An 11,676-nucleotide genomic window follows, 5' to 3' on the forward strand; every position below is an offset into this window, starting at 1 on the left:
CGCCGCGCTGCGCGGCCTCGACCCCGGCGACGCGCGGCTGGACCGGATCGCGGCCGGGCCGTGGCTGGCGGCGCGGGGGCAGCGGCCGTGGGCGCGCGAGGCGCTGTGGGGATTGTTCATCACGGCGTCGCTGAACGCCGACGTGGACGACGCCGCGCTGGGGCTGTCGGCGATGGTGTGCCGCCGCGCGCTGTTCGGCCGCGCGGACGCCGCCGACATCGGCGTCCCGATCGTCCCGCTGGAGGAGCTGCACGGCGGCCCGGCGCTGCGGCGCATCGCCGAGATGGGCGGCACGGTCCGGCTGAAGGCGAAGGTCGAGGCGGTCACCGCCGACCCGAAGGTGGTGGTGGACGGCGTGCCGATCGGCGCGGACGCGGTGATCGTCGCGGTGCCGCACGACGCGGCCGCGAAGGTGCTGCCCGCCGAGGCGCTGCCGGACCCGCTGCGCTGGCGGGAGCTGGATTCGAGCCCGATCGTCAACGTGCACGTCGTCTACGACCGTCCGGTCATGGGCGAGCCGTTCGCCGCGGCGGTGGGCTCGCCCGTCCAGTGGATCTTCGACCGGACGGGCGTGAGCGGGCTGCGGGACGGCCAGTACCTGGCGGTGTCGCTGTCGGCCGCCGACCGCTGGATCGACCGGCCGACCGCGGAGCTGCGCGACCGGTTCGTCCCGGAGCTGGCGCGGCTGCTGCCCGCGGCGCGCGACGCCCGGGTGCGGGAGCTGTTCGTGACGCGGGAACGGCGCGCGACGTTCCGGCAGCGTCCCGGCACCGGCGCGGTGCGCCCGGCCGCGGCGACGCGGGCCCCGGGACTGTTCCTGGCCGGCGCGTGGACCGACACGGGCTGGCCCGACACCATGGAGGGAGCAGTGCGCAGCGGCCTGACCGCCGCTCGGCTGGTCCGCCGCCACCTGGAGGGGGTGAGGGACCGGTGACGACCGTTCCGGTCTCGATGACCGATGTCCGGGGGCTGGTCGACGGGGCGCTGCGCGCCGCGGTCGGCCGCCTCGACCCGCGCACCTACCGGGTCGCGGCCTACCACCTCGGCTGGGCCGACGCGGAGGGGCACCCGCGGGCGGCCCCGGCGGGCAAGGCGCTGCGGCCCGCGCTGGCGCTGCTGTCGGAGCGGCGCGTCGGGCGCGCCGCAGGAGAGCGCGCTGCCGGGCGCCGTCGCGGTGGAGCTGACGCACGCGTTCTCGCTGCTGCACGACGACATCATGGACGGCGACCGGACGCGGCGGCACCGGCCCGCCGCGTGGGCGGTGTTCGGCGCGGCCGACGCGATCCTGGCGGGCGACGCGCTGCTGTCGCTGGCCGGGGAGGTGCTGCTGGAGGCGCCCGGGCAGAGTTCGGGACGGGCCGCGCGGGAGCTGTCGGCGGCGACCCGGCGGCTCATCGGCGGGCAGGCCCGCGACCTGGAGTTCGAGTCGCGGCGGATCATCGGCGTGGACGAGTGCGTCGCGATGGCGTCGGACAAGACGGCGGCGCTGCTGGCGTGCTCGTGCTCGATCGGGGCCGTGCTGGACGGCGCGCCGGAGCCGCTGTGCACCGCGCTGGCCGAGTTCGGCTCCGCGCTCGGCATCGCGTTCCAGCTGGTCGACGACCTGCTCGGCATCTGGGGCGACCCGAAGGTGACCGGGAAGCCCGCGCTGTCGGACCTGCGGTCGCGCAAGCTTTCGCTGCCCGTGGTCGCCGCGCTGAACGCCGGGACGGCGCAGTCCGAGCGGCTCGCCGAGCTGTACGCGACGCCCGCCGCCCCGGACGAACCGGACGACGAGGCGTCCGAGGAGGAGACCGACGAAGAGGACGCGCGGCTGGAGGAGATGGCGCGGCTCGTCGAGGCGGCCGGCGGACGGGCCTGGGCGGAGGCCGAGGCCGGGCGCCGCATCGAGGCCGCCGGAGCGCGGATCGCGGCGGCGGGGCTGCCCGCCCCCGTCCGCGCCGAATTCCTGCACATCGCCCATTTCGTCACAGGACGGGATCACTGATGACGACGACGGAACCGACCGGAAAGACACCGGAACAAAAGACACCGGAACAGAAGAAACCGCCACAGAAGGCAGCGACGCTCCGGACGGTCGAGGCGGCCGGGGCGGCGCGGACGCCCGCCGAGACGCTCGCCGCCGCCCGCGAGCACCTGCTCGCCCTGCAGTCCCCCGAGGGCTGGTGGAAGGGCGAACTCCAGACGAACGTCACGATGGACGCCGAGGACCTGCTGCTCCGCGAGTTCCTCGACGTCCGCACCGCCGACGACACCCGCGAGGCGGCCCGCTGGATCCGCGCGCAGCAGGCGCCGGACGGCACGTGGGCGAACTTCCACGGCGGCCCGTCCGACCTGTCCACCACCGTCGAGGCGTACGTGGCGCTGCGGCTCGACGGGGACGCCCCCGACGCGCCGCACATGGCGCGGGCGTCCGCGTACGTCCGGGCGCACGGCGGCGTCGCGGAGACGCGCGTGTTCACCCGGTTCTGGCTGGCGATGTTCGGCGAGTGGTCGTGGGACGACCTGCCGGTGCTGCCGCCGGAGATGGTGTTCCTGCCGCGCTGGTTCCCGCTGAACGTGTACGACTTCGCGTGCTGGGCGCGGCAGACGATCGTCCCGCTGACCGTCGTGGGGTCGCTGCGTCCCGTCCGGCCGCTGCCGTTCGACCTGCCGGAACTGCGGGCCGCCCGGCCCGCCCGCCGGTCCCGGCGGGGGCTGCCCGGCTGGGACGAGGCGTTCCACGCGCTCGACCGGGCGCTGCACGTGTACGAGCGGCGCCCGGTCCGCGGCCTGCGGCAGGCGGCGCTGCGCCGCGCCGGGGAGTGGATCGTCGCGCGGCAGGAGGCGGACGGCTGCTGGGGCGGCATCCAGCCGCCGTGGGTGTACTCGCTGATCGCGCTGCACCTCCTCGGCTACCGCAACGACCACCCGGTCATCAAGCGCGGGCTGGACGGCCTGGAGCGGTTCACGATCCGCGACGAGCGGGGCCGCCGCCTGGAGGCGTGCCAGTCGCCCGTGTGGGACACCGTCCTGGCGATGAACGCGCTCGCCGACGCGGGCGCGCCCGCCGACGACCCGGCGCTGCGGCGCGCCGCCGACTGGGTCCTCGGCGAGGAGATCGCCGGACCCGGCGACTGGTCGGTGCGGCGCCCCGGCCTGCCGCCCGGCGGGTGGGCGTTCGAGTTCGACAACGACGTCTACCCCGACACCGACGACACCGCCGAGGCGATCCTCGCGCTCGACCGCGTCGACCACGCCGGCGCGGAGCCCGCGATCGAACGGGCCGTCCGCTGGATGGCCGGGATGGCGTCCAAGGACGGCGGGTTCGCCGCGTTCGACGCCGACAACACCCGCGAACTCTGCCGCCGCCTGCCGTTCTGCGACTTCGGCGAGGTCATCGACCCGCCGTCCGCCGACGTCACCGCGCACGTCGTCGAGGCCCTCGCCGAACGCGGCATGGCCGACTCGCGCACCGTGCAGCGGGCCGTCGTGTGGCTGCTGAAGGCGCAGGAGGACGACGGCTCGTGGTTCGGCCGCTGGGGCGCCAACCACGTGTACGGGACGGGCGCCGTGGTGCCCGCGCTGGTCGCGGCGGGCGTCCGGCCGGGCAGGCCCGCGATCCGCCGCGCCGTCCGGTGGCTGGAACGCCACCAGCGGGCCGACGGCGGCTGGGGCGAGGACCTGCGCTCCTACGACGACCCGGGATGGATCGGGCGCGGCGCGTCCACCCCGTCGCAGACCGCGTGGGCGCTGCTCGCCCTGCTCGCCGCCGGGGAACGCGGCCCGGCCGTCGACCGGGGCGTCCGGTGGCTCGTCGAGAACCAGCGGCCGGACGGCACGTGGGACGAGGACCACTTCACCGGCACCGGCTTCCCCGGCGACTTCTACATCAACTACCACCTGTACCGGCTGGTGTTCCCCGTCAGCGCGCTCGGCCGGTACGTCCGGGAGATCTGACATGGGCATGCCACTGCGCCAGAGCCTGCGCGTCGGCGGGTACGTGCTGAAGAACAAGCTCGCCCGCCGGGACAAGTTCCCGCTGCTGGTCGAACTGGAGCCGCTGTTCGCCTGCAACCTCGCCTGCGCCGGCTGCGGCAAGATCCAGCACCCGGCGGACGTCCTCAAGCAGCGGATGCCGGTCGAGCAGGCCGTCGCCGCGATCCGCGAGTGCGGCGCCCCGATGGTGTCGATCGCGGGCGGCGAACCGCTCATGCACCCGAAGATCGGCGAGCTCGTCGGCGAACTGATCCGGATGAAGCGGTACGTGTTCCTGTGCACGAACGCCGCGCTCATCCCGCGCAAGATCGAGCAGTTCGAACCGTCCCGGTACTTCGCGTGGGCGGTGCACATCGACGGGCTCCGCGAACGGCACGACGCGTCCGTCTGCAAGGAGGGCGTGTTCGACGAGGCCGTCGCCGCGATCCGCATGTGCAAGGAACGCGGGTTCCGGGTCACGACGAACACGACGGTGTTCAACACCGACACCCCGCAGACCGTCATCGACGTGCTGAACTACCTCAACGACGACCTGCGGGTCGACCAGATGATGATCTCGCCCGCGTACGCGTACGAGAAGGCGCCCGACCAGGAGCACTTCCTCGGCGTCCAGGAGACCCGCTCGCTGTTCCAGAAGGCGTTCGCGAACGGCAACCGCAAGCGCTGGCGGTTCAACCACTCGCCCCTGTTCCTCGACTTCCTGGAGGGCAAGGTCGACTTCCCCTGCACGGCGTGGGCGATCCCGTCGTACTCGCTCAAGGGCTGGCAGCGTCCCTGCTACCTGATGGAGGACGGCTACGCCGCCACGTACCGGGAGCTGCTCGACGACACCGACTGGGAATCCTACGGGCGGGGCCGCGACCCGCGCTGCGCGAACTGCATGGCGCACTGCGGCTACGAGCCGACATCGGTGTTCGCGACGATGGGTTCGCTGAAGGAGTCGCTCCGCGCCATGCGCGCCGTCTGACCGCACGCGACCGCCACCGAGCCCCGCGCCGCCCGGCGCGGGGCTCAGCCCTGCGGTACGGCGGAACCCGCCCAGACCGCAACCGCACACGTTCAGGCCGCGCCCGCCCGAGGCAGCGGGCGCCCGAGGCAGCGGCCGTCCAGGGCAGCGGGCGACCGGAACAGGGGCAACCGGGACGGCGGGTGTCCCGGCGCGGGGCTCAGCCCTGCGGTGCCGGGGTTTCGGTGCTCGGGGCGGTGCGGAGGTCTTCGATGACCGCGCCGATCGCGGTGGTGAGGGCGTCGGCGTCGTCGACGAGGCCGGGGTCGAGGGAGACGCCGAAGCACAGCTCGCGGGAGACGCCGAGGGCGGCGACGGCGAGGCGGCGCGCCGGGGGCGAGCGGGACGACCGGGTAGACGGCGGCGAGCGGGGCGCCCGCCAGGCGCAGCGGGCCGCCCGGGCCCGGCAGGCTCGACACGATGCCCTGCAGGAAACGCTCGCTGTAGGCGGCGCGGGCGAACCGGGCGTGCAGCGGCACCGGCATCAGCCGTCCGGCCTGGCGCATCACGAACCAGGCGGCCAGCGCCCGGGTCCCCGACCGCAGCACGGTGCTGCGGCGGGCGATGTCGGCGAGCCGCGCGGGCTCGGCCATCGCCCCGATCGGCAGGTCGACCATGACGGCGCTGGTGTGGTTGCCCTCCATCGCGCCGCCGGGGGTCCCGCATCATCAGCGGGACGCCGACGCGGCACGTCCCGCGCTCGTCGGCGCCCGGACGGGCGACGCGGTGCAGGCCGCCGCGACCGCGCACAGCACCACGTCCGTCACCCGGACGCCGTGCCGGCGCGCGACGTCGCGGACCAGGTCGAGCGGCAGGTGCAGGGTGCCGAAGCGGCGTTCGGGGGTGCCGGCGGCGGGCAGCCGGGCGGGCGGGGCGACGTCGGCGGCGAGCTGGCCGAGGCCGATGGCGGTGCCGACCGCGGCGGTGAGCGCGGCGCGGACGCGGCGCGCGGCGGCCCGGCCGGGGCCGGGTCCTGCGGCGGTTCCATCAGCGCGGTGGCCTGCGCGACGACGCCGACGCCGTCCGCGACGACGTGGTGCATGAGGAACACGACGGCGGTGCGGCCCGGTTCGGCGCCGTGCACGAGGATGATCCGCCACAGCGGGCGGTCGCGGGGGAACGGCTCGGCCTGCACGCGCGCGATCACCTCGCGGAGCCCGTCCATGCCGGTGACGTGCCGTTCGGCGACGTGCCAGTCCCAGTCGAGGGCCGCCTGGTCGCGCCAGACGGGCCGCCGCCAGCGTCCGGCGCCGTCCGGGCGCTGCCGGAACCGGGGCAGCCGGTCCATCCGCTCGGCGACCAGGCGGATGAGGTCGGCGCGGTGCACCGGATCGGCGGACGTGTCGAGCATGATGACGCCGCCGGTGTGCTGCGGCGCCCGCTCGGTCTCGACGGCGAGGAAGAACGCGTCCGGGGCGCGGACGCGCTCGGCGGACGGGCGCGCGAACCGTTCCGCCGCGTACACCGACACGGCGACGAGCGGGACGGCCGCGACCGCGTCCACCAGGAAGTGGTTCGCGGTCGCCATGATGACGTAGCCGGTGACGATGATGTGGACGGTGTTGAGCGCCTGGACGGAGCGGTGCGCGTTCACCCGGGCCAGTTCGACGCCGACCCACAGCGTCCACGCCATGTGCAGGGACGGCAGCGCGGCGAACCGGTCGGCGTGCTCGACCAGCGGCGACCCCCACGATCCCCAGGTGCCGCCGAGCCGGACGGTGTCGAGGAACCCGAGGTCGGGCATGAGCCGCGGCGGCATCACCGGGTAGAGCGCGAAGCAGGCGAGGGCGATCACGTTGAGCAGGACGAACGCGGTGCGGGCCGTCCGGTACCGCTCGGGGTGGCGCCGGAACAGCCAGACGAGCAGCGCGAGCGCGCTCGCCACGTAGGTGATCGCGTACTCGTAGTTGGCCAGTGTCCGCAAGACGGACTGGCCCGCGAGCCACTCGTTGAGCGGAAGCTCCACGTCGATGTGCAGCGCCCGCTCCAGCTCGTACAGGGTCTCCCCGTGTGCGCGCGCGGCGCGCGCGCCCGGGGCACCTCCGGCAGCTTCGCCACGAGCAGGTACAGCGCGAACAGCGCGAGCCCGAGCAGCACCTCGCCGAAGGCGTTGGCGCGGGCGGCGTTCCCCTCCCGGGTCAGGACCGCGTCGCGCGCCGTCACGGCGTCCTGTGTCCCCATCGTCCCCCCACAATCCGCCTGTTACCCAGGTTTTCCGAGGTCAGACGGCCGTGACCGGAATCGGGGATCTTGTCCGAGCACGCCCGGAAGGGGGCCTCCGTCCGATCCGTCCGGGAAATCTCGCCCGATCGGACCTGTGGGACGACCCGCCCGATCCGGTCCGTCGTACGGCCGCCCGGTCCGGTCGACGGGACGGCCGCCCGGTTCCTTCGGGAATCTTCGGGAACAAAACTGGTCCTTCCGTACGTCTTCGATATATCGTTGTCGTATCGCGAGAGCTCAAAGAGAGATCTCAGAAGGCGGTGGAGAACATGCGTCACAAGCACGGGGGACCTTGGGGCCGGGGCGACATGCCGGGTTTCGGACCGATGTTCGGCGGCGGCCCCGGTGGGCCCGGCGGGCCGGGTCCGTGGGGGCCGCCCGGCGGGTTCGGGTTCGGCGGGCCGGGCGGTCCCGGCGGGCGCCCGCCCTGGGCGCACGGCCGGCGCGGCGGTCCGTGGGGCCGCGCGGGCAAGGCCCGCAAGGGCAACGTCCGCGCGGCGATCCTCGCGCTGCTCGCGGAGGAGCCGCGCAACGGCTACCAGGTCATCCAGCAGATCGACGAGCGCAGCGAGCACGCGTGGCGGCCGAGCCCCGGCGCGGTCTACCCGGCGCTCCAGCAGCTCGCCGACGAGGGCCTGATCGCCGCCGCGGAGACCGACGGCCGCCGCACCTACCGGCTGACCGAGGCGGGCCGCGCCTACGTCGACGAGCACGCCGACGACCTGCGCGAACCGTGGGCGGCGATGACCCCGGACTTCGGCGAGGGCGTCCCCGAACTGTTCAAGCGGGCCGCGCAGACGGGGGCCGCGGTCATGCAGATCGTCCACTCGGGACGCCCCGAGCAGGTCGACCGGGCACGGGACGTCCTGTCGACGGCCCGCCGCGACCTGTACCGCATCCTCGCCGACGACGAGGACCCGGGCCCGGACGCCCGCGGGGAGGAGTCATGACCCGCACCGACGAACTCCGCACCGACGAGCTCCGCATCGGCGACGCCGAGCGGGACGCTGTCGTGGTGGCGCTGCACGACCACTTCGCCGCGGGACGGCTCGACCGCGCGGAACTCGACGAGCGCATGGACGCCGCGCTGGCCGCGAAGACGCGCGGCGAACTGGGCGCGCTCGTCCGGGACCTGCCGCCCCCGCACGGCCTGCCGGACGCCGCGAAGCCGCGGCCCGCGCCCGTCCCGGGGCCGGTCCCCGGGCAGGTGCCGTGGGGGCACCCGGGCATGATGTACGCGGGCCCGCACCGCATGCGGCACCACCGGCACCACCGGCACGGGCCGCCGCCCCCGGCGTTCCCGCTGCTGCTCGGCGTGTTCCTCGTGCTGACGTTCACGGTCGGCGCGGGTACCGGGTTCCTCGCCGTCCTCGGCATCGCGACGCTGGTGTGGCTGGTGCGCGCGGTCCGCGTCGGCGCGGCCGTCCGGCACGCCCACCGCGCCGACGGCTGACCGCTAGCGCCGCTCCTCGCCCGCGATCTCGCGGGCGAGGAGCCCGGCCTGGGTGCGGTTGGCGCAGCCCAGCTTGTCCAGCAGCCTGGACACGTGCCCTTTCACGGTGGCTTCGCTGAGCCGCAGCCGCGCCGCGATCCGCGCGTTCGGCAGCCCCTCGCCGAGGCATTCCAGCACCTGCGTCTCCCGCTCGGTGAGGGCGTCGGCGAGGGCGGCGGCGCGGGCCCGCTCGGCCGCGGTCGCGGCGGCCGCGCCGAGCAGCCGCGCCGTCGCGCGGGCGACATCACCGTGTGCCCGTCCGCCGCGACCCGGACGAGCCGGGCCAGGTCCTCCGGCGGCGTCGTCTTCAGCAGGAACCCGGCGGCGCCCGCCCGCAGGGCCCGCAGGACGTACTCGTCGGCGTCGAACGTCGTCAGCGCGACCACGACCGGCGGCGAGCGCAGCGCGGTGATCCGCTCGGTGGCGGCGATGCCGTCCACGCGGGGCATCCGCAGGTCCATCAGGACCACGTGCGGCCGGTACCGGACGACGGCGGCGACGGCCTCCTCCCCGTCGTGGGCCTCCGCGACGACCTCGACGTGCGGGTCGGCGCCGAGGATCGTCCGCAGGTGCGCGCAGACCATCGGCTCGTCGTCCACCAGCAGCACGGTGACGGTCACGGCAGCGGCTCCGGCGCGGCGAGCGGCACGTACGCCGGGAGTTCGGCGGCGACGCGGAACCCGCCGCCGTCCGGGCCCGCCGCGAACGTCCCGCCGATCAGCTCGACGCGCTCGCGGAGCCCCGCCAGGCCCGTCCCGGACCCGCTGCCGGCCAGTTCGGCGTCCGGTTCGCCGGTCGGCGCGGTGTTGCGCACGGCGACCCGCACCCCGCCCGTCCCGTACCGGACCTCCACCCGGACGGACGCGCCCGGGGCGTGCTTGCGGGCGTTCGTCAGCGCCTCCCGGACGATCCGCCGCATGGTGCGTCCCACGGCGGGCGACGCGGCGGGCGGGTCGCCGCGCTCGTCCAGTTCGACCGGGACGCCGACCGCGGCGGACTCGGCGACCAGCTCCGCCAGCCCGGCCTCCCGGCCGTCCCCGTCCCCGTCCCCGGGGTCGCGGCGCAGCAGCCCGATGACGTCGCGCAGCTCCTCCAGTGCCTGGCAGCCGGTGCCGCGCAGCTCCTCGGCGGCCGCGCGCACCCCCTCGTCCGGTGCGCGGACCCGCAGCGCGCCCGCCTGCAGCACCATCAGCGTCACCCGGTGCGCGACGACGTCGTGGATCTCGGCGGCCAGCCTGGCGCGCTCCTGCGCGCGCGCCCGCTCGGCCAGCAGGTGCCGTTCCCGTTCGGCCCGCTCCGCCCGTTCCGTCAGCCCATGGACGACGCGGCGGCGCGCGGCCGCGTACATGCCGAGCAGCGCGCCGCCCGCCACGACCACGACGCTGCGGAACACGATGCCGCCGACGCCGTTCGTCTCCTGCGCCGCGATCTGCCGCAGCACGGAGTCGGGCAGCACGTCGTCCAGGGCGACCAGGGGGACGGCGAACGCGGCGACGGGCAGCTCGCGGGCCCACGCGGGCCGCGTCCCGAACGCCATCGCGGCGTAGGCGGCGAACGGCGCGGCGGGCGGCCACCACAGGACGGGGTCCACCGCGAGGTCGGCGTCGACGCGCAGCAGCGTCCCCGGCCGGGCGCCTCGACCGCCCACACCAGCACGGCCGCCGCGACCGAGATCCACGCGACCGGCAGCGGGGCGCGGCGCCGGACGGCCAGCGCCGCGACGGGCACCGCGAGCAGGACGAACGCGATCCCGCCGCGCGGGTGCAGCAGCGTCGGCGACTCGGTCAGCGGCTGCAGGGAGACCGCCCCGGCGGCCAGCAGGACCGCGGCGTCGGCGGCGCGGTCGCGGGGACGCCCGGCGGGCAGCGCCCGCGCGAGGACGCGACCCGCCCGGAGGCGCGGCGAGGTCGGATTCACCCGTTCACCGTACGCCGCGGGGCGCGCCGGGCCACCCTACGAAAGTCGCACCGGACGGGCCGTCCGGCGGGCCCGGTCGCGACGTTCCGGGCTGCCGGCGGCGGGGGTCCGCCGGGTGTGCTCGGCGCATGCTCGTCAAGCTCGTGTTCCGCGGCCTGGCCGCGCACCGCGCCCGTCCCGCCCTGTCGCTGCTCGCCGTCGTCGCCGGGGTCGCGTTCGTCACCGGCACGCTGATCTTCTCCGCGACGCTGGACCGCTCGCTCGACCGCGCGTTCACCGACCTCGGGCGCGACAACGACGTCGTCGTCCGGACGCCGCGGGCGTTCGGCACCGGGCGGCCGAGCGCGTCGCCGCGTCCCGTCCCGGCGGCGGCGCTGGCGGCCGTCCGGGGCGTCGACGGCGTCGCGAAGGCGCACGGCGTCGTCACCGGGTTCGCGGCCGTCGTCGACCGGACCGGCCGGATCGCGGGCGCCGAACCGCAGACGGGCGTGGCGTGGGACGGCGACGCCGACCTGTCCCCCGCCCGGCTGGTGTCGGGACGGCCGCCGGCCGCACCCGACGAGGTCGCGGTCGACATCGCCACCGGCGCGGACGCCGGGTACCGGACGGGCGACCGGGTCACGGTCGCGCTGCCGTCCGGCACGCGCGCCTTCCGGCTGACCGGCCTGTTCGAGGTCGGCGGCGGCGAACTCGGCGGCGTCCTGTCGATGACGGCGTTCGCGCCGGACGCGGCGGGGCGCCTGCTGGCGCACCGCCCCGGCACCTACGACCGGATCGTGGTGCACGCCGCCGACGGCGTCCCGCCGGAACGGCTGCGGGACGCGGTCGCGGCCGCGCTGCCGTCCGGCCTGGAGGCGATCACCGGCGCGGAGTCGGTGCGGGAGCGGGCCGCCTCCTTCACCGGCGTCCTCGCGGCGATCCGCACGTTCCTGCTGGTGTTCGCCGGGATCTCGGTGTTCGTGGGCTCCTTCCTGATCTTCAACACGTTCTCGATGCTGGTGCGCGGCCGGGTCCGGGAGCTGGCGCTGCTGCGCGCGGTGGGCGCGGGTCGCGGCCAGGT

At 75.8% G+C, this 11,676-nt stretch carries 9 protein-coding genes and 2 pseudogenes; 7 read left to right on the plus strand and 4 right to left on the minus strand.

Features of this window, described 5'->3' with window-relative positions; all coding sequences use genetic code 11:
• The 4 genes and pseudogenes from BJF79_RS19750 to hpnH form a co-directional block, all read left to right on the plus strand.
• Positions 1–934 (plus strand): FAD-dependent oxidoreductase (locus BJF79_RS19750; RefSeq protein WP_075899436.1); only part of this gene is annotated, 934 nt, incomplete at its 5' end.
• A gap of 17 nt (positions 935–951) precedes the next feature.
• Positions 952–1,987, plus strand: a pseudogene (locus BJF79_RS19755) (polyprenyl synthetase family protein).
• Positions 1,987–3,939, plus strand: a complete 1,953-nt coding sequence (shc, locus tag BJF79_RS19760) for a squalene--hopene cyclase (RefSeq protein ID WP_075899438.1) — start codon at positions 1,987–1,989, stop codon at positions 3,937–3,939. The pseudogene BJF79_RS19755 and the gene shc overlap by 1 nt, the downstream one beginning before the upstream one ends.
• A gap of 1 nt (position 3,940) precedes the next feature.
• Positions 3,941–4,945, plus strand: coding sequence for an adenosyl-hopene transferase HpnH (gene hpnH / locus BJF79_RS19765; RefSeq protein ID WP_075899440.1), 1,005 nt, complete (start codon positions 3,941–3,943; stop codon positions 4,943–4,945).
• 92 nt (positions 4,946–5,037) lie between these two features.
• Here the strand turns inward: hpnH and BJF79_RS19770 are convergent, their stop codons facing one another.
• Both BJF79_RS19770 and BJF79_RS19775 read right to left on the minus strand, forming a co-directional pair.
• The gene (locus tag BJF79_RS19770) at positions 5,038–5,628 is read right to left on the minus strand and encodes a WS/DGAT domain-containing protein (RefSeq protein WP_075899442.1); all 591 of its coding nucleotides are present in this window, start codon (positions 5,626–5,628) and stop codon (positions 5,038–5,040) included.
• Positions 5,629–5,747: 119 nt separating this feature from the next.
• Positions 5,748–7,178, minus strand: coding sequence for a bifunctional phosphatase PAP2/O-acyltransferase family protein (locus tag BJF79_RS19775; protein WP_075899444.1), 1,431 nt, complete (start codon positions 7,176–7,178; stop codon positions 5,748–5,750).
• A 337-nt stretch (positions 7,179–7,515) separates the two neighbouring features.
• Here BJF79_RS19775 and BJF79_RS19780 point away from each other — a divergent pair, with 337 nt between their 5' ends.
• Entirely contained in the window at positions 7,516–8,157 is a 642-nt protein-coding gene (locus BJF79_RS19780; protein WP_262402290.1) for a PadR family transcriptional regulator, read from the plus strand.
• The gene (locus BJF79_RS19785; RefSeq protein WP_075899446.1) at positions 8,154–8,660 is read left to right on the plus strand and encodes a DUF1707 domain-containing protein; all 507 of its coding nucleotides are present in this window, start codon (positions 8,154–8,156) and stop codon (positions 8,658–8,660) included. Before BJF79_RS19780 ends, BJF79_RS19785 begins: the two co-directional genes overlap by 4 nt.
• A 3-nt stretch (positions 8,661–8,663) precedes the next feature.
• Here the strand turns inward: BJF79_RS19785 and BJF79_RS19790 are convergent.
• Together BJF79_RS19790 and BJF79_RS19795 are read right to left on the minus strand one after the other, a co-directional pair.
• Positions 8,664–9,283 (minus strand): annotated as a pseudogene (locus tag BJF79_RS19790) (response regulator transcription factor).
• Positions 9,284–9,315: 32 nt separating this feature from the next.
• A complete protein-coding gene (locus BJF79_RS19795) occupies positions 9,316–10,347 on the minus strand; it encodes a sensor histidine kinase (RefSeq protein ID WP_075899448.1) in 1,032 nt (343 codons plus the stop codon).
• Between the two features lie 397 nt (positions 10,348–10,744).
• On the opposite strand from BJF79_RS19795, the gene BJF79_RS19800 reads away from it, so the two are divergent.
• A partial coding sequence (locus tag BJF79_RS19800; RefSeq protein ID WP_143220045.1) for an ABC transporter permease occupies positions 10,745–11,676 on the plus strand: 932 nt, incomplete at its 3' end.

The sequence above is a fragment of the Actinomadura sp. CNU-125 genome (assembly GCF_001942465.1).
GTDB lineage: Bacteria > Actinomycetota > Actinomycetes > Streptosporangiales > Streptosporangiaceae > Spirillospora.

Bases quoted from the DNA above. Each gene is read 5' to 3' on its own strand.
- BJF79_RS19770 (WP_075899442.1), bottom strand. From the start codon at position 5,628: ATGGAGGGCAACCACACCAGCGCCGTCATGGTCGACCTGCCGATCGGG.
- shc (WP_075899438.1), top strand. From the start codon at position 1,987: ATGACGACGACGGAACCGACCGGAAAGACACCGGAACAAAAGACACCG.
- BJF79_RS19780 (WP_262402290.1), top strand. From the start codon at position 7,516: ATGCCGGGTTTCGGACCGATGTTCGGCGGCGGCCCCGGTGGGCCCGGC.
- hpnH (WP_075899440.1), top strand. From the start codon at position 3,941: ATGGGCATGCCACTGCGCCAGAGCCTGCGCGTCGGCGGGTACGTGCTG.
- BJF79_RS19785 (WP_075899446.1), top strand. From the start codon at position 8,154: ATGACCCGCACCGACGAACTCCGCACCGACGAGCTCCGCATCGGCGAC.